General features: G+C 51.0%; 29 protein-coding genes. 12 read left to right on the top strand and 17 right to left on the bottom strand.

The window, feature by feature from the left end; all coding sequences use genetic code 11:
- From DEO48_RS07105 to DEO48_RS07020, 17 genes are all read right to left on the bottom strand, one after another.
- Window positions 1-1,617 (bottom strand): TerL protein, encoded by a 1,617-nt coding sequence (locus tag DEO48_RS07105; protein ID WP_109844755.1) that lies wholly within the window; start codon window positions 1,615-1,617, stop codon window positions 1-3.
- Window positions 1,618-1,815: 198 nt separating this feature from the next.
- Window positions 1,816-2,418 (bottom strand): hypothetical protein, encoded by a 603-nt coding sequence (locus DEO48_RS07100; protein WP_109844754.1) that lies wholly within the window; start codon window positions 2,416-2,418, stop codon window positions 1,816-1,818.
- Window positions 2,419-2,662: 244 nt separating this feature from the next.
- Window positions 2,663-3,670: a tyrosine-type recombinase/integrase gene (locus DEO48_RS07095; RefSeq protein ID WP_181366977.1), complete on the bottom strand. Its 1,008-nt coding sequence runs from the start codon at window positions 3,668-3,670 to the stop codon at window positions 2,663-2,665.
- 246 nt (window positions 3,671-3,916) lie between these two features.
- Complete coding sequence (locus DEO48_RS07085; protein ID WP_109844751.1) at window positions 3,917-4,351, bottom strand: hypothetical protein; 435 nt, start codon at window positions 4,349-4,351, stop codon at window positions 3,917-3,919.
- 135 nt (window positions 4,352-4,486) lie between these two features.
- Window positions 4,487-5,038 (bottom strand): hypothetical protein, encoded by a 552-nt coding sequence (locus DEO48_RS07080; RefSeq protein ID WP_109844750.1) that lies wholly within the window; start codon window positions 5,036-5,038, stop codon window positions 4,487-4,489.
- Entirely contained in the window at window positions 5,035-5,475 is a 441-nt protein-coding gene (locus DEO48_RS07075; protein WP_109844749.1) for a lysozyme, read from the bottom strand. Before DEO48_RS07075 ends, DEO48_RS07080 begins: the two co-directional genes overlap by 4 nt.
- Window positions 5,475-5,750: a phage holin family protein gene (locus DEO48_RS07070; RefSeq protein ID WP_109844748.1), complete on the bottom strand. Its 276-nt coding sequence runs from the start codon at window positions 5,748-5,750 to the stop codon at window positions 5,475-5,477. The genes DEO48_RS07075 and DEO48_RS07070 overlap by 1 nt, the downstream gene beginning before the upstream one ends.
- Window positions 5,747-6,145 carry a putative holin gene (locus DEO48_RS07065; RefSeq protein ID WP_032666047.1) on the bottom strand — a complete coding sequence of 133 codons (399 nt, stop codon included), beginning with the start codon at window positions 6,143-6,145 and terminating at the stop codon, window positions 5,747-5,749. Before DEO48_RS07065 ends, DEO48_RS07070 begins: the two co-directional genes overlap by 4 nt.
- A 116-nt stretch (window positions 6,146-6,261) precedes the next feature.
- Window positions 6,262-6,876, bottom strand: coding sequence for a methyltransferase domain-containing protein (locus DEO48_RS07060; RefSeq protein ID WP_032625759.1), 615 nt, complete (start codon window positions 6,874-6,876; stop codon window positions 6,262-6,264).
- Window positions 6,782-7,723 (bottom strand): hypothetical protein, encoded by a 942-nt coding sequence (locus DEO48_RS07055; RefSeq protein ID WP_109844747.1) that lies wholly within the window; start codon window positions 7,721-7,723, stop codon window positions 6,782-6,784. The genes DEO48_RS07060 and DEO48_RS07055 overlap by 95 nt, the downstream gene beginning before the upstream one ends.
- On the bottom strand, window positions 7,717-8,268 hold the full coding sequence (locus DEO48_RS07050; protein WP_109844746.1) for a hypothetical protein: 552 nt from the start codon (window positions 8,266-8,268) through the stop codon (window positions 7,717-7,719). Before DEO48_RS07050 ends, DEO48_RS07055 begins: the two co-directional genes overlap by 7 nt.
- 325 nt (window positions 8,269-8,593) lie before the next feature.
- Window positions 8,594-9,409 carry an antitermination protein gene (locus DEO48_RS07045; RefSeq protein WP_109844745.1) on the bottom strand — a complete coding sequence of 272 codons (816 nt, stop codon included), beginning with the start codon at window positions 9,407-9,409 and terminating at the stop codon, window positions 8,594-8,596.
- The gene (locus tag DEO48_RS07040) at window positions 9,409-10,266 is read right to left on the bottom strand and encodes a helix-turn-helix domain containing protein (RefSeq protein WP_109844744.1); all 858 of its coding nucleotides are present in this window, start codon (window positions 10,264-10,266) and stop codon (window positions 9,409-9,411) included. The genes DEO48_RS07045 and DEO48_RS07040 overlap by 1 nt, the downstream gene beginning before the upstream one ends.
- Window positions 10,266-11,237 carry a toprim domain-containing protein gene (locus tag DEO48_RS07035; RefSeq protein WP_088207789.1) on the bottom strand — a complete coding sequence of 324 codons (972 nt, stop codon included), beginning with the start codon at window positions 11,235-11,237 and terminating at the stop codon, window positions 10,266-10,268. The genes DEO48_RS07040 and DEO48_RS07035 overlap by 1 nt, the downstream gene beginning before the upstream one ends.
- Window positions 11,234-12,811, bottom strand: a complete 1,578-nt coding sequence (locus DEO48_RS07030) for a DEAD/DEAH box helicase (RefSeq protein WP_375232167.1) — start codon at window positions 12,809-12,811, stop codon at window positions 11,234-11,236. The genes DEO48_RS07035 and DEO48_RS07030 overlap by 4 nt, the downstream gene beginning before the upstream one ends.
- Before the next feature lie 372 nt (window positions 12,812-13,183).
- On the bottom strand, window positions 13,184-13,477 hold the full coding sequence (locus tag DEO48_RS27105; protein WP_109844742.1) for a hypothetical protein: 294 nt from the start codon (window positions 13,475-13,477) through the stop codon (window positions 13,184-13,186).
- Window positions 13,478-13,503: 26 nt separating this feature from the next.
- Entirely contained in the window at window positions 13,504-13,743 is a 240-nt protein-coding gene (locus DEO48_RS07020) for a YdaS family helix-turn-helix protein (protein ID WP_109844741.1), read from the bottom strand.
- 150 nt (window positions 13,744-13,893) lie between these two features.
- Here DEO48_RS07020 and DEO48_RS07015 point away from each other — a divergent pair, with 150 nt between their 5' ends.
- The 12 genes from DEO48_RS07015 to DEO48_RS06960 all read left to right on the top strand — a co-directional run bounded on the left by DEO48_RS07015 (window position 13,894) and on the right by DEO48_RS06960 (window position 19,013).
- Window positions 13,894-14,571, top strand: coding sequence for a LexA family transcriptional regulator (locus DEO48_RS07015; protein ID WP_109844740.1), 678 nt, complete (start codon window positions 13,894-13,896; stop codon window positions 14,569-14,571).
- A gap of 166 nt (window positions 14,572-14,737) precedes the next feature.
- Window positions 14,738-15,139: a hypothetical protein gene (locus DEO48_RS27100; protein ID WP_258306065.1), complete on the top strand. Its 402-nt coding sequence runs from the start codon at window positions 14,738-14,740 to the stop codon at window positions 15,137-15,139.
- A complete protein-coding gene (locus tag DEO48_RS07005) occupies window positions 15,136-15,471 on the top strand; it encodes a hypothetical protein (protein ID WP_258306064.1) in 336 nt (111 codons plus the stop codon). Before DEO48_RS27100 ends, DEO48_RS07005 begins: the two co-directional genes overlap by 4 nt.
- 191 nt (window positions 15,472-15,662) lie before the next feature.
- Window positions 15,663-15,878, top strand: a complete 216-nt coding sequence (locus DEO48_RS07000; RefSeq protein ID WP_047063474.1) for a hypothetical protein — start codon at window positions 15,663-15,665, stop codon at window positions 15,876-15,878.
- Window positions 15,871-16,236, top strand: a complete 366-nt coding sequence (locus DEO48_RS06995) for a hypothetical protein (protein WP_059387147.1) — start codon at window positions 15,871-15,873, stop codon at window positions 16,234-16,236. Before DEO48_RS07000 ends, DEO48_RS06995 begins: the two co-directional genes overlap by 8 nt.
- Complete coding sequence (locus tag DEO48_RS06990; protein ID WP_109844739.1) at window positions 16,229-16,441, top strand: hypothetical protein; 213 nt, start codon at window positions 16,229-16,231, stop codon at window positions 16,439-16,441. Before DEO48_RS06995 ends, DEO48_RS06990 begins: the two co-directional genes overlap by 8 nt.
- The gene (locus tag DEO48_RS27095) at window positions 16,413-16,631 is read left to right on the top strand and encodes a hypothetical protein (RefSeq protein ID WP_146198251.1); all 219 of its coding nucleotides are present in this window, start codon (window positions 16,413-16,415) and stop codon (window positions 16,629-16,631) included. Before DEO48_RS06990 ends, DEO48_RS27095 begins: the two co-directional genes overlap by 29 nt.
- The gene (locus DEO48_RS06980) at window positions 16,628-17,050 is read left to right on the top strand and encodes a hypothetical protein (RefSeq protein ID WP_109844737.1); all 423 of its coding nucleotides are present in this window, start codon (window positions 16,628-16,630) and stop codon (window positions 17,048-17,050) included. Before DEO48_RS27095 ends, DEO48_RS06980 begins: the two co-directional genes overlap by 4 nt.
- The gene (locus tag DEO48_RS27090) at window positions 17,051-17,275 is read left to right on the top strand and encodes a hypothetical protein (protein WP_109844736.1); all 225 of its coding nucleotides are present in this window, start codon (window positions 17,051-17,053) and stop codon (window positions 17,273-17,275) included.
- 100 nt (window positions 17,276-17,375) lie between these two features.
- The gene (locus DEO48_RS06970; protein ID WP_109844735.1) at window positions 17,376-17,687 is read left to right on the top strand and encodes a hypothetical protein; all 312 of its coding nucleotides are present in this window, start codon (window positions 17,376-17,378) and stop codon (window positions 17,685-17,687) included.
- Window positions 17,677-17,886 (top strand): hypothetical protein, encoded by a 210-nt coding sequence (locus DEO48_RS27085; protein ID WP_000050710.1) that lies wholly within the window; start codon window positions 17,677-17,679, stop codon window positions 17,884-17,886. Before DEO48_RS06970 ends, DEO48_RS27085 begins: the two co-directional genes overlap by 11 nt.
- Window positions 17,841-19,013, top strand: a complete 1,173-nt coding sequence (locus DEO48_RS06960; RefSeq protein WP_047343669.1) for an Arm DNA-binding domain-containing protein — start codon at window positions 17,841-17,843, stop codon at window positions 19,011-19,013. Before DEO48_RS27085 ends, DEO48_RS06960 begins: the two co-directional genes overlap by 46 nt.
- The last annotated feature ends 84 nt before the right edge of the window (window positions 19,014-19,097 follow it).

Here is a 19,097-nt window from a genome sequence, read left to right as displayed (position 1 = left end):
TCACGCTCCGGCCAGTTTGGCCCAATTATCAAGAGAGGAATCCATCGGCGCGTAGTTAATCATCACGGCGTCGGCGAGGTTCGGCGATTTTGTACCTTCCGGCTGTTTATCCACGAGGATTTTACCGACGGCGTTTTTCGACCATGTAGGCTGTGAAAGCTCCATCAGCAGGCGGTCAATATTTTCTATCTCGCTGCTTATAGAAATGATTTCGTCGGGGTTGTAGTCCATCCCGTTCAGCGCGCGGAAGGTGTTCCGAAACAGCTTGCGAAGATGCCACCAGCTCTGTGCTTTCGCGTTCGCGAAGAAGTCTTTATTCAGGCGCGCCGCTTTACCGTTATCACCAGGAACGGCTTCATCTTCCGGATCGAATACGCTACCGCTACCACGGAAAGGCGTAGCTGTGATTGTTCCCCGGCCCTCAGCCTGCCTGAGCTCGTTTATCACACGAGCATCGCCACGCGCACCAGCACCCAGACCGTCCTCATCGAAACGGAACTCATCCAGACCGTAATCGTCACAGTACCCAAACGATTTAACGACAGAAGCGTAGATGTCGCTGCCAATGCCAGACCATTCGTGAACGTTCTGCAGAAGGAAGCCATAGCGGCAAGAAAAGCCGTTTTTGTCTTTCCCTTCGTCTGCGATATCCATTGCGCCGAGGCGCTGGCCGCTGGGCTGAATACCCAGTTTGATATGCGCGTCGACGGCAGCCTGCACCCATTCAGAAGGAATGAGAATCCCCTCTGTGGATGCGCTGTAGTTCAGGTCCAGTTCCTGAGCAACGATAATCGGATCATCAATTTTCAGACATTCGTTGCGGTACCACTCATCATCCTTGCGCGGGTCGCTGCGCCAGTGGAACGTAAACACCGGGATATTTCCGCTGTGGCGCTTACGTGCAAAGGGGTTATTCATGCCGTTAACGGATGAGAGGTCTATACGGCAGCGGGTCGTCTGAGAGAGCGCAGCATCGATGAGTAATGGCCGTTTGAGGAATGCCGACTCATCCACGAAATAAAGCGTGGTACGGTCACCGCGGCCAATGTTATCGCCAGCCTCTCCCTTAATGACCGCGCCCGTTTCCGGGAACTCCACGCGCATGTAAGGAGCGTGTTTTTTGTCACTCCATGAACCGCGAAACTCTACCGGCAGTAGCTCGACAAACTTACGCGCTTTCCAGAAAAGTGCTTTCGGGTCGCCGGTACTGTCGACATATTCTTCTTTACGGGAACCAAACCCGATCACCATTTCTTTATTGAACAGGCAAAGCGAACAGGCCAGACCGATAGAGGTCCAGCTAAGCCCCATTTCGCGGCTTTTTTCTGTCAGTCCATGCTCAAGATTGGCGCGCCTGTCCATGATCCAGTGAATCCATTCCTCCTGGCGGGGGAACAGCAAAAACGGGATGGTGGCAGGCAGGCCATAATCGAGGTTACGCGGGTCCGTCGTCATGCCCCAGTCGATGATGAACTGGGCCGGGTTAGTGCGGTAAAACTCACGGAGTGCCGGAAGCATTTCAGGCGCTTTCCTGATCCGCTCCAGCCTCTCCATTCTCCACTCAAACACGGCGGTATAGTCCGGTTTGCGGAAGTCAAAGGGGAACGGGATCGGCACAGAAAAATTCCTCAAAAACGCCCCGATTTAACATAATGGTCGTTACCCGCACTGGCGCAACAGCACCCATCACGCAAACGGCGCGAAGCCTCTGTTTTGAACAGAAAAGTGGTCAAATCGGGATGAATAAAACGTGCATAAAACGGGTCAAAAAGTGCATAGCGTTTTTACGGTTCGAAACGCCTGTTTCTGCAATTTTCAGCCCAGGTATTTTTTGTAGATATCTGCTGCTTCCTGCGGGGTCAGGTTCGCCGCGTCGGCTTTGGCTGCCTCGTCCATATTGTTGAACGGTTCGAAAATTTTCGGTGCTCCCAGCTCCATAAGCAGGGTTTCCGGAACTTTTATCCCCTCAGCCTCAAGCAGCTGCGCCGCCTCCAGCGCGGAGTATTTCCCGGCCACCTTGTGTTTCATCACCTCACGAAGCACATCACGCTGGCGTTCTTCCTCGCTATAGACGCTGGTACCAAGACCTAGCGCCTTTGAGAAAACAGCAATATCGTTGTGCGTGGGGAGCACATCTTCAATGGTGGTTTTCACGCCATCCGGCGATGTGGTGACAACCTTCCGTTTTCGAACGTCGAGGCTCTTACCGGCGACGCGGTTAATTTTCTCTCTGAGAGCTTCGCGAGCCTCAGTGAAGGCGCGCTCAAACTCTATATTCTCTTTACGCCAGCGACGGATCGTCGTCTCGTCCACACCTAAGCGCTGAGCAACCATCCGATTGCTGACTTTGCCACGGGCTAATGCCATGTCCATAACGATACCGACGTAGGCTTTTCTGAAGCTTTTTTTAGGAGCCATACTTCCGCCTAAGTCAATGTGATTATTTTTTGTTCAAAATCCAATTTCTCCGATCCGGGTGCGGCGTATCACGCGGTAAATTCTGGCGTGCAGGCCGCGTCCTCTCTGGTGCCAAGTGCGGCAAATCAGAGGGGGTAAAAATGCGGCATATCCTTTTTTTCGGGAAAACTGCGATTTGATGCCCGGAGGCCGCGCAGAATGGGGAGATAGTGGATCGCCCTAATATTTCCACTATGTGGATAACTCAGTCGTCCAAATCCATTTCCACCACTTCACCGAAAAGGTGACCGTAAACGTCCATTGTGGTTTTGATGTTCGAATGCCCAATAAGTCGGGAAACCTTCAGAATATCGACGCCTTTGTTTGCCAGGCGAGATACAGCAAAGTGGCGAAGATGATGGAATCGCTTAATGCCATAGTCGTTCAGGGTTCTGATGAGAACCCCCTGAGTGCCGTAGCTGGTAGCGAGGCATGCGCCGGTAAACTGGTTGCAGATAAGAGGCTCAGAGGTACCGAGTTTACTTTTATCCAGCAACGCGAAAAGCTCACGCGGCATCCTTACACGGCGCTCCACACCTCTTTTCAGCCCCTCATGTATAACGCCGTCAACAACATGCCCCCGGATGTCGATCCAGTCGGCTGACACGTCGTTATAAGTAACCGCCAGAGCCTCACCGATGCGCAGGCCACAAATCCCGAGCCAGCACGCGATACGCTCACGAACTGGCGCGTTATTCAATAGCTCCCTGACCGATGATGATGGCGGTATGGTGATGGGTCGACGCTTCCGGCGCGCGGGACGGTCAACAGGGTTAAAAGTAATGAGCCGCTTTTCCACCAGCAGGAAGAAAGCCGAACGAATCCAGCGATGGCAGCCGGTGCGAACCGAATCAACGATATCGCGATGGCTGATATGGAGAATATTTTTTTCCAGTATCGGCCCGTCTACAGCGAGAAGATCGTGACGGCATTTCGTATATGACGACAGGCGTATGATATTTTTTTCCAGCTTGCCGGCCTGATACCCCAGATAAAACAGAATTAACTTTCGGAAAGTCCAGGAATGGTCTATTCCGGTCCAGCTGGCAGTTCGACAATCCAGCTCGATATTCTGTTTTTGCCAGAAAAGATGTGCGGCATCATCAATATTCTTAAAAATGCGGCGGCGTCCATGACCGGATTTTTCATCCTTCCAGTGGACGTAATATTTTGATTGTCCATTGGCATCAGTGGATTCTTTTATCGAAGCCATACTGAACAATCCTCGCTCAAAAAACATTATCAAAGCCACTCAGTGAATGGCTTTTGTAATGAATTTATCGGACCAGTGTTACTTTCGTTTTTGTAAACCGACGCACCAGTCGAGCGGCTTCACGCTGGAGCTCGCCTTCGATCTGCGGGGTAAGTGGCTTACGAGCGTATTTCCGGCTTATTTCTTCAATTACCTGGTTTATTTTCTCATTACTCGGAGGGATTACTTCTACATTCAAGCGAGCCATCAGGCCACCTCTTTATCGTTAAGTTTTGCAGCAGCAACATTATCGCGAGCCATAGAAATAAAAAGGCGCAGATATAATGATGAGAGAACATAACAAACGGCTGTAAAAACCCATCCGGCATACGCCAGCGAGCAACTGATAATAATCAGTTCAAGCCATCCCAGCGCTCGCAATAGAACGTTTTTCTTTTTCGCTGCATCCCCTACAAGCTCCAGTGCCTTACGACAAGACTCCTCATCTTTGGCACTTTTCGCTGCATAACTCAGGATGTAAAAAAATGGACCGATGACAAAGCAAAGTGAAATCATCACCCAATACACAGCAGCCAGAACACCAACCAACGATTTCGCGCCTGTAAATACTGCGAATAAAAGAAGTGCCAGCAAAGTATAATTAATTACGTTACTGACAATTATAGTCATGAATTTTTTCATTGCGTTTCCTTTAAGGTGTGAGCCTGTCGTACAGGAGCACCGCCCGAGAGAGGTCGCCACCTTTAACGATGCACCTCAGGCTCACTACTGAAAGACTCTCTGAAATGCGCGTACGAGGCGCAGAAAAAAGCCCCGCTATTGCGAGGCTCTCGTTTTCTCTATTTCACGTATTCCAGCCAGCTGGTTATTCGCTTTTTCGATAGCTGCCAGCAGCGGCTTGATCCAGAGAACAGCCTGGCAATACGTCAGCGCGCTGGTGGTAGTGGCGCTATCACCGGCTGCGTCAGCGTCCCCGGAATCGGTGTGCATTGCGCTGGCACGTAGACGGTGCGTGTATTCGAGCAGCCCACCAGCGACATCAGCAGGAACAGGCAGATCACAGGTTTTTTCACGGCGGAGGATCTCCCGATATTCAATAACCGTTTTATCGGAGCTGGCATCAATCAGTGAATTTAGTCGGCTGGCGTTTTCGGCCACCTGGTTAAACCGGTTGAGGTTGAAAGCCTGAGCAGCGATAACCGTCCCCTGCAGGGTGTTGTCACTGCGCAGAACGTCATTATCACTCTTTAGCGTAGCAACGTCAGATCGGCTGTTTGCCAGCAGGACACACAGTACGGCGACTACAGCAATGACGACCACCAGCAGTATCAGACGCCATGAGGCTTTAATATCAGCAAGGGTAATCACGACAGGAACAGAGCACGCTCCGCCTCACGCCGACGGGTCAGTCCAGTCAGGACTTTGCCACCGGCTTTATTCCAGCGCAGGAACTCGTCGGCAGCGCCAGCGTAATCACCGGCGTTGAGTTTGCGCAGGAGGGTCGATGTCGACAGGGAGCGAGCACCAAGATTATACGTGAACGACACCAGCGCATCGAACTGGCCCTGAGTCAGTCCAACTTTGACCAGGCGCGAGACGTCATTTTCGTAGCTGACCAGCCCTGTTTTCAAAAGGCGCTCTGCTGTCTCCTGTTTAATCGTCATCCCGGCACGAATTGGCTTTCCATCGACAGGCTGAGTCCACCCGTAACCAATCGTCCAGACGCCTACGCTGTCCTGGTAAGCGGCAAGTTTGCATCCTTCAAACTCTTTAATCAGGGAAATCCCTTTATCACTGGTTTGCATTACGTTGCCCTCACAAATTTTGCCAGGTTCCCACCGGCAACCCATACCGCAACGCAAACCGTCGCATTCAGCATGAATTCACCAGAATCAACCTGCATGTAATCGCCGTGGATGATCCGGAATGCGGTATACCCGGCTGACAGAATTATCAGATACGCAAACAATGAGACGCCGCGCCGGTATGATTTTCCCGTCTTGTTGAAGAACATCAGACGGAACATTATCAGCAGGCAAACCACCGCGTTTGCGTGAAGAATCAGCGAATCCCATATCATTCATCACCCCCATCCAGTCCGGGAAGGCTCCCGTTTTTGGATTTGGACAAAATGCGAAGAAGGATAGCGACCGAAATGGATGCGGCCACCAGCGCGCCGATATTTGGTGATACTTCGATGGTCACTGGAGGCGTCAGCAAACTCAGCGCTGAGTTAATAACACCAGCCATAATTGTCGCCATAGGCACCGCGAACGAGACGCCACCAAGAAACGAAATAATCGCGAATACCGCCTGTTTCCATATCTGGTGCGGCTCAGACGTCAACACATAGAGCGCAGCACCTCCGAGAGAGAAAAGCATTACGCCGGGAGTGGCTTCGGGGAAAAGGGTAGCAAGCGTCACCCCCACAGTCCCGGCAGCAAACCCACCAGCTACAGTTAATGGATCAGACATATGATTTCCGTGTGTAGGGTTCAGGCTATCGGGCTGGATTTAACACAAAGCACGTCGAGGATGATTCCCGTAGCCTGAAAAAGAAGCCCGCCGAAGCGGGCAAAATGAGGGTTAACTCAAGTACGCCTGAAAGCGTAAGTACCAACATCTTTGCGCCCGAGCTCACACTCGATATTGTTGTGTTCCACGCATTCGAAGCCCTGCTCTGCAAACCAGCGCCTGATACCTTCATCAGTGAAATACCAGATGTGCTCATTCTTTCTGAAATGATGGGAGCGGAGAATGTCTCCGGCATCAGTGAAAATCGGGATCGACACGAACACGTATTCACTGGCCTGCTGTACCGCCAGCTCCGGCTCGTCGATGTGCTCCAATACATCCCACATCGTCAGTGCTCGCCACTTGTTGGCGTAGAGGTCAGCGAATGCACCCCGCTCGTTCAGCCAGGCAATGCCAGCCGGATTAACATCATACCCAAGCGTTCCCGGTCGGGTAGAGACGAACTGACCGGCACCGATACCAACATCAAGAACAGGGCCGTGAAAATGGCGCTCCACCAGCTCAATACGGGATTGCGTTAAAGCTCTGCCCGTTTCGGTGTCGGCCAGCTGCTGATACTTCGCAAAATACTGCTCGTCATACGGGCGTGACGCCGGAACCGGGTAACGTCCGATCCCCAGCTCCGGTAAAAATACCAGCCCGCTTTCCAGTTCCTGATAAAACGACTTCATGGAGCCAGGCCTCGAATTTATCGGAGAAATTTGAAATCCGCTTGTCGCAGTGGTGATCCCATGCTTCACAGCGGCAGTAATTGTCGGGAATTGCCCAACCAACACGAGAAAGATCCATCGCCGGATCGGTTACGATTTCTGGGGCGTTGTGACCACCTCGCCCACCAGCGACAACGTACACCGGCGTTTTATAGGCAATAGCAGCAGGAAGTGCCCAGCCCACCGGCGTAACCACCACGGCGGCATGCTCAATAAGGCGCATCAGCGATTTGAAGTTGAGCTGGCCGGAGTGCATGCGCAGATCTGCTTCGGGAAGTTCGCCGACGGTCCACTCCTCCCCCTCCTGCAGGTCAGCCACGCTGATTACACAGAAATGCTTTCTCAGTAGCCGGGATGCCTGCAACAGGTAATCCGGATCAGGATTACGGGAGTCACTGCGCCATTCACTGCGAACAGTAGCCGGACGAATTACCGCGATCGGCTTTTCAGACGTAAATTCAGCGGGTCCGTAAGAGGGCAAGTCAAGTTCTGACGGCTCGGTACCAAACTGCTGGCGCATAGCGTCAAATATTGAACCGCGCCGTAGATGATCCGGACCGTAGAAAATCCGTTTTGTCTGGCGCATATCTGGCGGCAGGTGAAAAGCGGCCTGCGTCCGGTACTCGTTTTTGCGCTGCGTGCGGAGCGTTGTAAAACTGCGAACGGGCAGAACGGGCAAATCTTCATACAGTTCGGGCCAGGCGGTCCGGATATAAGTACCGGCGGGCAACTGCTTAACGAAAGCGCGCTGGTAGATGTTGTCACCCATGCCCAGCATGCCTTCAATGAATAGAGGAACGTTTAACATGCTACCTCTCGTAAAGCCTCATTGAGGCCGAGACGCCGGAAGCACTTAAGCGCTGTCTGGCGGCTACTGTTGATGATATTCACCTTACCGGTCAGCGCTCTGGCGGTATTGGCAAACTCCCCGCGCCATCGCGTAACACTCTCTGCTGTAGGATTATCCAGCCCGACGTGATCACCATGCCAGTGACTACCGCCATTAATGGAGCAGTCAAACCCTAACAGGATGATGTTTTTCGCCCCCTGACTGGCAGCAAACAGAATCGAGCGCTGCCCGGAGTTGAAGGCCCACCGGGTATCTGTATCAAACAGATTTAGCCCATAGCGTTTATGAGCCCGGTAATTACAGGTCCAGCGAGAGGCGGAGGACGGCAGAACATCGATGTTTGCATCCCACCAGCGCAGATCACCCGCGTAAATGTATTCACAATCAGGCACGGCTCGCCAGGTGGAGTTAACAGCAATAACCGGCAGCCCCGATCCGGAGATCAGTTCGCAATCTGTTTTATTGAGAGACGGGCCGGATGCACAAATGATGAATGTATTCATTCGTGTTGACCTGGTTCGGGAGTAATTGGTTACGGTTGCCGATGCTTATCTTCGGCTTGTCTCTGAGGACTGCACTTAACCGTAACGGAGAGAGCACTGGACCTACTGTGACGGGTTATCGTCACTCTTTCCCCCGAAGGGCGGCCCTCGACGCAGAACGCCCATAAACCCAATGCTCTTTCCTGTTACGGCCATAAAAAAACCCGCTCGGAGGCGGGTTTGATTTCGTGTAGGCGTTATATCCCACGATTTGAAGCTTACAAGACAACCTTATGCAAAGTCAACGCTATAAATTAAAAAAATGTTGTCATTTGCTTCGATCGCATCAATAACGGGTAGCCTTCTCAAATTCTTCTGCCGCTTGCCTTTCACCTTTGATCAGCGTATCAACCAACCTCTCATAGAACGGCTTCCAGTTGCGTGACCATGAGGACTGATGTAGGTCCGGGAGACGCTTCAGAATGGCACGGTGTACCGTCGCCGAGGAGATAGCAGAGAAGCCATTACCAGAGCAACGTTCACACGTTTTGAAAACCGGCGCGCCACGGTCTTTGGTCGCTTTGCGGTCCAACACTTCACCTTTACCACCACACCGACAGCGAGCACTGATTGTTCCCTTGCCTTCGCAAGCATCACAGACCGCCGGTACAACCTCTGTTACCTCTGTCCACTGCTCCCAGTCAGACGGGCGGACGGCACGAGAGCGGCTGGCCCAGTATGGCGCTTTACCCCATGGGTAAGAAACCTTGCGGGTAATCTGCTCGCGGGTTGTTCGTCCGGTACCACTGCAGCTGTGACACGTCACGCTGGTTTCCGCTGAACGGGAGTATTCGGCAAAGGCGAATTGTGCGAGCACCAGCATGCACCAGCCAAACTCTCCTGCAGCTGCTTTACGTACATTCTTGGGCGCTGATTCGATTGCATGACGCGCCAGAGCCTGTACAGCCAGCTGCTCATCGCTTTTGCTGATCCCGGTCTTACCAAAGAAGGCAGCCAGACCAAACCGCGCTCGGCTGCTGGTGGTACCAATGGCCGCCATAACGTCTGTTCCTGTAAGGCGGTCCGGAGAGGTTCCTTTCACGTCGTCGCTGATGTGCATCCCCTGAGGGCTGAAGTGCTTTAGCGATGCCTCAAGTTTCATTATTCGCACTCCCCAACAAGATTAAGAATGACCGCGGCGCCATTGTCTTCCATAAATTCGTCCTTTCCGCTTGCCAGAAACCAACGGCATACCTCGATAGCTTCTACTCGCGTCACGGGTTTGATGATTGCCAGCAATTTTTCAAGGTAGCGCTCGCGGTCATATACGGATTCGTGATGCTCGGAGTAACCAAATTCATAACCGAGTTCCTTTCCCGCGGTATGGCGAACGCCATAGAGCCAATCCCAGAAAACAAACTCACGAACTACATCAGACAGCGTATGAGGCTCAGGTAACACATCGCGATAACCCTCAACAAATGCCCGTCGCTGTTCATCAATTTCGTTCATACGGCTGCCGTTAATGCTGCCAGCTTTCTTCTCGGCCGGAGTCCAGCCCCAAAGATGATCATCGATAAATTTCTGGGAAGACTTAATTACTCGCTCGGCCTCCACATCTTCGAGAGCTGCCTCATAGCTGCCGAACGTGGCCCTTACTGATGCTGCTTTTTTGATGTCCTCCCGGGCGTTCTTGATTGCCTGGGCCGGGTTATCCATGCCGATGGTACCGAAAGCAACCTGGAAAGGATCTCCACCATTCGCCAGCAAATAACGCGCGTAACGTTCCTCGGCCTCTTTTGGGGAGATTTTAATTTTCTCCAGCGCGGCTTCGGCTGCGTCCAGATGTGCGGGTTCGTTCAGGCGGATAACCTCCAGCACCCAAAGATAAGCGTCAGTCTGCTTATGCCCGGTGATTCTCCGTTGCTCGGGCAGAGGCTTGATGTTTGCGAGGGCGGAGCTGTGCGCTGCCGTCGGGATGGTGAATAGTGCTCTATGTTCGTTGTTATCAGTACGCATTACGCAGCCACCTTTTTCTTGTAGAAGACCAGCTCACGAACTTCATCGCCATTCATGAGCATATCGTTAAAGTCACCGTTGTCCGGCCAGCGTACGCTGACTTTCACAAGGTCATTTTTCGCCAGCAGATTGGCGTGGGCGCACTCAAACGCCGCAGCCTGCCCGGTGGCAGAATGCTTGTCCATATCAGCGAAAACGATCAGATGTTTTACCCCTGCCGGCACCCGGAATTTTTTCATGAAATTGCTGTTCATTACCGCCCAGGTATTCACACCATAAATCTGATAGCAGGAGAGCGCCGTTTCGATACCCTCTGCAATCCCCAGCGTTGAGGACACGGGAAACATACGGATGGCTACCGAGCGGGCATATTCGAGGTAGTTATCTTCCTGCAGGGATTTTTGACGTTTGGCGCTTTCCCCCAGCGGCGCTTTGCGATCCCCTTCAAGTAAAGTTCGGTGGAGATAGCACAGCTCACCTTTATCATCGGTGGCAAGAGCGTAGAGGGCATGATAAATCCTGCCAGCATGACGCTGCTTTTCGCAGAACCGGATCGCCTCAGAGGGTAATTTGTTGATCCCGCGCTGGCGCAGATACCCTTCCCCGTTGGTACCGCGCAAGGGCAGCAGCTTCGCGAATTTACTGATGGCGCGCTGGCGTAGCTTCGCCGCCGAGCTGTTGACCGGGATTTTCTCCCGGCGGTAGTCATTGCCAATGAGCTGATCCACCTCCGCACAGAGTGCTGAGAAAGTCTTCCCGGTTTGCGTGAGGGAGAGTAGTTTCATGCCGTCGCCGCTGCCACATACGCAGATCCACGTCCCGGCACCGTCGCGGTCATCAATGCGAAACTTGCTGCGCGCACCGCATACCGGACATTCTCCCTTATAGTGATTTTTCCCGGTTATCGGCGGCAAGCCGTAATGTTCAAGAATTTCCGTCCAGCGGCCTTTTGCCGCTTCTGCTGTCTTCACGCTGTTCTTCTCCCCAGCATACTACGAATGTTTTCAACCTTTTGTTTTGCGCTGATGATCCGGTTTGTGGTGGCCGCGCTGTCGGTGGGCTCACCCGCCTTGCTGTCGGCCTTCTCCCGTCCCTTCGCAAATTTGATGAGTTTGTGCCTGATGTAGTTGTTTACCTCCGGGGTAATCTCCATCGGAAAATCGCTCAGCCCGTTGGGCCATTCATTGAACTTTTCGCGGAATGTATGCGCACACCAGCCGTCACTGATGGGTTTCCCCATCGAAGTGCGCTGTCGCTGATAGAATTTGATCTGGCTCCACCAGGACTGTTTGTCCGATTTGGTGTAAACCTTTTCGCCCTTGCTGAGCTTTTTGATATTGCGCTGTGTGTCGGTTTCCACATCCTCGCCGACCAGCGGTTTAAATCCGCATTTCGGGCAGACGTAGACACCTGCAGGTTTCATGAAATGACACTCCGGGCATTCCTTCGGGAGTTTTTCCTCCCGTTCTTCGGCTACGCGAGCTGCAGCTTCTTTCATCCCGTCGTTTTTAGAGGGCAGATCGTTGTACTCGATGGCGTCAGGAAATCCCAGGCGATGGACGGTACCGCTGTGATCGAAGATAAGGCAGGCATCTTTCCCCGGGGCAGTTCGCAGACCACGGCCCAGCGCCTGAAGCCAGCGAATTTCGCTTTTTGTCGGTCGGGCGTAAATGATGCAACGAACGTCACTGTCGAAGCCCGCCACCAGTACGCCGACGCTGACGATGATTTTTGTAGCGCCCGTCTCGAAACGGTGGATCATTAGCTGGCGCTCTTCGTGCGGCGTTTCAGCCACCATGACTTCGGCATTAACACCGGCTTTGTTGAACTGCATAGTGACGTAATTGGCGTGGGCCTTATTGACGCAGAACGCCACCGTCGGCAGATCACGGCCATTACGCAGCCAGTTATCGACAATATCGCCCACCAGATCAGAGCCACACATAATCTCCGCCAGCTGTGCTTCGTCGTAGTCGCTGCCATACTCCATCGATGCTTTAGTCTTAACGCCTTTCAGATCCGGTTTGGTTGGCGCGAAAAATTCGTAATTACTCAGATCGCCGCGCTGGATAAGTTCTCCGATGGTGGTCGGCTTAATCAGACGCTGGTAGTAATTCCCCAGAAAGGGTGAAAACGGGGTACCGGACAGGCCAATAACCTTCGCTTTGGTTTCTGTGGTGATCCGTTCAATCTCTTTCAGGATGCGGCGTTTGCGCAGATGGGCTTCATCCACAATCAGCAGATCGATATCCTGAGGAAATTCGCGGCGGATCAGCGTATCGGCGCTGGCGATCTGAATCTGCAGGCTGGGGTCATAGTTCGGATGGTCACGCCAGATAAAGCTGATCTGGTCTTCCGGCAGGCCATACTGAGCAAATCGCTGTGCCGTCTGGTTAATCAGGATGGTGTAAGGGGCGACAAACAGAACGCGCATACCACGGCTTACCAGACCAGCAGCAACGAAAGCAGCCAGCCCGGTTTTGCCGCTGCCAGTCGGCATATACATCATGAAAGATTCGTATGCCTTCCAGTCACGGCGCAGCATATTGAGTGCGCGTTCCTGTGCAAAATTCGGTGTGATGTTCAGCATTATCAACCCCTTTACGTTTCACTCTTCCAGGAAAAACCTTCCCGGTTTCATACCCGATCCACTGCGTACCACCTTGCTAGTACGGTGGCGTTTTTGGGCTCTGTCTCTGAGATCTGCACCTACCTAACCAATGGAGCTGCCTTCTGGAAAAGGCCTATTCCCATCCCTCTCCGATCTCCCCCCTTACCCCCCTCTTACCTCTCCCTTACTTCTGTACTAGCAAACAAGTACATCGAGACAGAAAAAGGTAACCGGGAGTAACCACCCCACCAGCAGCTGACACCTTTAAGTCAGACTGCAACCAGGCACCTTTAAGCCCGGCATCATTCAGGTGCGGTGTTGCGTTCCAGCCAGGGGTGGCAGAGTCGTATACCCCTGAATTGCACGGCCGTGTGTTTCAACGAACCGGCGAAGCCTCACATTGGCTTCATGCCTTGCCCGGTTCTCCTTGCGGTAGGACACGGGTTCAACGTCAAACGTGATTTCGTAAACCTCTGCATACTTCAGCGAGACTTTTCGCCTCAGGGATGGAGGTAAACCCAGTAGTTGCTGTTGTATCCAGGCTGCGTCTGCCTGGCTGTAAAGCGATGGCATTTCAACCTGCACATAATCCGGGTACATATCGCCTCCGGTAAAATCAGCCAGCCTTAACTTTTTCGCCGCAGGAAGTCAGGGATCCCATCTTCTGGCGATGGATACAAATCAGGACGAACATCATGAGGAACAATTTTCCACTCAGTCATTTCACATATTGTTAAAACATAACGTGGTGGGATAACCGATTTAGAGAACCATTGGTTTACCGCTTGAGGTGAGATTCCAAGCCCCTTAGCAATCGCTCTCTGAGAGACAGAACTCCGTAGTCGAGAACGGATTTTCTCATCCATATGACACCATCAAGTTAAAGTTGACAATACACCAAGGATATCAAGTTTAAATTAACATGCAAGATAGAATTTACTCATGTACACTTAAAATCAAGGTAAGCTTTACATATTGGTGTTTGATGTTGTGACTGCTGCATCGAGGAGGGGGTAATGAGAACTGCGGAAAGGATTAATGAACTGTTAAAACTTAAAGGATGGAGTCAGGCAGAACTAGCCAGGCAGTTGGGCGTAACAGCACAATCAGTCCAATACTGGACCACTGGCGAGACTTCTCCACGAGGTAAACGGCTTGCAAGACTATCTGAAATCAGCGGATTCCCCCAGTCATGGTTTCTTGGTGAGTCAGAGAGCCCGACATTTCCCAATTCGCACAGAAATGAAACCCATACTGATAGCGTGAGGTTCAATGTGCTTGACGTTGAGTTTAGTTGCGGAGATGGCACCAGTGTAAAGGGAGACTTCATCGATGTTGTCAGGTCTATCGAACTTGATCCCGAATATGCGCGTCAATTGGTTGGAAACAGACCTTTCAAAAATATTGAGATAGGTAATGCCAGAGGCGACAGTATGACCCCCACCATTTCTCCGGGAGATTTACTTTTCCTTGATAAATCTGTCACTTATTTCGATGGTGATGGTATTTATGCATTCTGCTTCGATGGTGAATGCTATGTTAAACGTCTTCAAAAAATGGGCTCTAAAATGGTAGTCCTTTCAGATAATTCAAACTACCAGCCCTGGAGCATAGAGAAAGAGGCACTCAACTTGCTTTACATACAATCCAAAGTAATCTCCTCAGTTCCGTTTAACATCAACAGATTTGGTTAACCATCTGAAATATAACGGGCTAATGCCCGTTTTTTTGTTTTGACCTCTCCCTCCCAAAAAAAACATCAAGTTTAACTTGACGAAATCACATCCTCGCCATATCCTCTAATTATCAAGTTAAACTTGATATTACAAAAGTATTCAAACATAGCTTGGGGATAAAAATATGCGTACTAAATCCACCATAGAACTTATAGCGATGGCACAAGCCGTATTAGTCTCTTTAATCGAATCTCACAAGGTTATAGAACCATGTGAAATTGAAGATAATCTTGTGGCTATTAATTCCCTCTTAGTTGATGCCTCAATTTCATCTTCTCAAAACCCTGTAACTACAAAAAAAAATACAAAACCCAAATCGGCAACAGAAATGCTGGAAGATCTCGCTGCTGAGATTCAAGAAAATACATCGTTGTTAGAATTAATATTTAAAAACTCTCCAGATATGGGTGAAACAGACAATGCTTTGTCTTGCCTCCTACGCTCAATGCTCAAGACAGGAGAAAAAGCTTATGAATATATCGAAGTGTTGGAAAAAAGTACGCCATACGCTGGAGATCAAAAATGAACATTTCCGCAAACAACGCAATCGACCAAGCAGAGAAAATCATCACTGATATTTTCGAAAATGGTGAGCATGATAAACAGACTGGTGACGGCCTTTATCGAGTTATGACACTGCTAGCTGATGCACGTTCATCTATAGGTGACATTGACGATCTCTTCTTTGATGCAGTAATTACAGCAAGAAAGTTAGATGCACTTACCACCGCCTATTGTGAACAATATTTCACTGATGAAGATAATGAAAGGAAAGAAACTTATTTAGCTGCCGCCATTCGTGATTACGCATCGAAAGCCTGTGATGAATTAAAAATCATCGAAGCAAAAATAAATTAAATAATACAATTAATTTAATTACGCCTTAACTGGTGTGGCTTACTGCAACCTGAAAACAGGATTGGTAAAAAAATGACATTCATCAAAGATAAAGCGGCATACAAAACAGCATGTCTTTTCTTTATGACCTATGGCGAGGAGTACCGCCATATATCAGACCTATTCATGCGCAAAGCCTATGGAGTATGAATATGAGCAAACGAATCCCAACAACGGTAAACGCACGTAACTGGACAACGCAGGAAATGAGCGTGCATGCCGAGCAGCTTTATTACTTGCTTCAAACGATTTCAGAGAATTTCTTAAAAATGGATGATGCCCAGCGATTCGCATTGATTGAAATTGCCTGGAATCATTCATCGGATATTAACTCATGGTTTGGGGCGAATGAAAACAACAATGGATAACTTAATAACTACGTATCGCCGAAGAATTTTAAAGGCTGCGTTATTACGCCACCAGCGTAAAACCGGAAGCACCTGCATCATTATTAATATGCCTAAGGGGGGAATAAACACCGTCGAATTAACAGAAATACTGCTTGATGGTCTGTTGAGACGATTTGAAAAGCTGGCTCTCAGTGAATACGGGAATATCGACGGCGTAAAAGCCATCAGAGGAATTTACAGCAACGCCGTAGATGTGAATGGCAGCGGTGAGTTCCTGACAGAAAGCGGAAAGGCATTAATCGACGATCTCATTGCTGAGCTGGTCGAGTTTGCCAAGAAACAAAAATCAGTCACAGCGGAGACAAGCCATGAGTGATCAGACAGCAATTATCACGCACGAACCAGTAAATATCGTGCTGACAATCGAGAACGGGAAAGTTATCCACGCGCGCCCGGTTCAGAACGGCGAGGTTACTGCATCGCTGGAGACTTTTTTATGGATGGCTGAACGCGCCGGTTACACGATCACCCCACCAGCAGGAGAGAAGGACAATGGCCCTGACAGCGATACGAATTCCTGAGTGGGTGCACCTGCAGGCTCTGCAGGTCCTGCTGCGATATCGGCGTAAACGCATATATGCGCGACGCATTTACCGCACCGGCTACCTCAGTCTGAAAGTTAACCCTCGCTGGCGGATGTTATCTAAAGACGGCGGCCAGAACTGGGAAGTAATGAGTCATGAACGTTATTCGGGAGAAATAAAGAAATGATCGACAACCGCACCGCCAGCGCGATTGACCTGGCACTACAGAAGCATGATACACCTGTCGGCCCGTTGTTCGTCGCCGCTCTCCACGGTCGTATGAAGAAATGCTTTAGCCGCGATACCGCGATCCGATATCTGGCATTCTTCATGACCTCTCACGCTTTCGAGCGTTCTGGTTTCCAACAACGTCACCCGGATGTACAGGCCGTCCACCCACTTAACCCGGATTTGAATTGCTGGCAACGCGGCGGTGTAACCCACGAATATTTCATGTCTCACCAGCGCTGTGTTCGCCGACTTCGCCGCATCCTTAAACATAAGCGTGAAGCGCAGAAATGGTGTGACAAGTGGGATGCCATGCACGACCGCTACGTGAAAGAACGTGACGAACTCAAAGCAACAAAACCTGCCGGGGTACGCTGAATGAAAATCCAATACCAGGACTATGGCGCTGTAGCAAATATCGTTATCACCAGCACCGTCTTCGAGTTCCGTAAACATAACAGAGTGGTAGATGTCACGCTGCTACACACACCCGGAATCGTAGCAACCCGTAGCGGGATGTTCTTCATGAGAACGGTTTTATCCGGCAAGTCTCGGGACATGCTGCGTGCGTACAGAGCTGTTTTTCGGGAGGCATCACGATGAAGTATTTCCTCCTCTCTATGCTGTTTGGCCTGTTGCTGGTGGCCGTCGTGTTCGGCGCGCTGATTGAGTATAAATTTTTGATAGGTTTCTGAGGCATGCCATGAAAAAAGGTACCACTGAAATTATTGAACGCTGGACCCGTTTAGCGGTGGAGGCCAAAGAGCTGGGGCTCGCCACCATTCCCATCGATCCGGAAAACATGTTGATGGTGCTGGGGGAGCTGCCGGCCAGTTCGGCTGAAAAGTCAGCCGATTGCCAGAATGACTATCAGGATGCGATCGACATATTGCGCGACAGAGCTGCTCGCGAACTCGATGGTGGTTTTCGCTCACATCACAACGCCCTGATTTATGCAGCTAATGAACTGGAAAATGCCCAGGCTTTCGGGCGGGAGGTCAGCCATGAGTCTTGACTGCGTACCCCTTTCTACGTACTGCAGGGACGCGGGGGAAACGGTAGAAGCCGTTAACAAACGGATACAAAGGGGGTTATGGAAGGAGGGAGTACATGTATTAAAAGTCGATGGCGTTAAAGAACGCTGGATTGACTTAACGGAGGTTTCAAAGTGGGCAAGAAAGAACAAGGATCATTATCTCTCCCAAGAGGAGTAACCATCCGCCAGCATAAAACTGGCGACACTCTGGTTATCACTTTCACATACAAAGGGGTTCTGTGCCGGGAACCCCTCTCCAAAATGGAAGCAAACGCGCGCGGTGTGAAGTACGCCGAGCGCCTGCTCGGGGAGATACAAAACCAGATTGCCGGCGGCACATTCGATTATGCGAAATATTTCCCCAACTCCAAAAAACTGGAGCTTTTCGGGGTGGTGAAGAAAACCAAAAACATAAAGTCTTACCTGGACGAGTACCTGAAAATCTGCCAGAACCGCAACCTGTCCCCGTCGACTATCAACGGCTATGAAAAATGCCTGTCGGCGCTGTCAGCCCTGCATAAACTCCACGTGTCAGAACTGACGCCAGCGGTCCTTAAAAACTGGATAGCCAGCCGGAAAACAAAGCTGAAAACGACCAGGAATAACCTTTCGTTTCTGCGCAGCGCCATCGATGAAGCTGTTACGGATGGCCTGCTGACCATTAACCCGGTAACCCTCGTCAGCGCCAGCCGGTACCACGTGATCGACAGCAGCCCGAGCGCCGACGATTACGAGGTTGACCCGTTCACGCCAGCGGAAACCCTCGCCATTTACCAGAGCTGCAGGTACCCGGAATGGGAAAACCTGTTCCGCTTTGCTTTCAATACCGGTCTGCGGAGCTCCGAACTGTGCGCGCTGCGCTGGCCTGATCTCGACACCATCGCGAACACAGCCCACGTTCAGGCGGCCAGTGTCGTAGGGGTACTTAAAGGCACCAAGACAAAAGCCGGTACCCGTAAGGTGGAGCTGAACAGTGAGGCGCTGGCGGCCCTGCAGGCGCAGAAGCAATACACCTTTATGAAAAGTGAGTTCATATTCAGCGACCCGAAAACGGGAGAACCCTGGGCGAACGCCGACGCTATCCGTAAAAAAGCATGGGTGCCAACGCTGAAAAAAGCTGGCGTGCGCTATCGTAACCCGTACCAGACGCGGCACACATTCGCCACCAAGCATATTAGCCAGGGCGTTAACCTCTTCTGGCTTGCCGGACAGATGGGCCACAAAGGGCCGGAAATGATATTCCGCAACTACGGTAAATACTTGGCTGAATATGACGGTAAAACCGCGATTTCAGCCGCGCTGTAGCGGGGGAAATATTTCAAAATGTTGGACAGAATCAGGACGTTAGACAGACCTCAATATGCACGTAAAATGCACTTGAGGTATACA

Origin of the sequence: Enterobacter sp. CGMCC 5087, from assembly GCF_003144775.1 — a bacterium.
Taxonomy (GTDB): Bacteria; Pseudomonadota; Gammaproteobacteria; order Enterobacterales; family Enterobacteriaceae; genus Enterobacter; species Enterobacter cloacae_M.
Note: the sequence above shows the minus strand (reverse complement) of the source record. Positions and strands in the feature narration are given on the sequence as shown.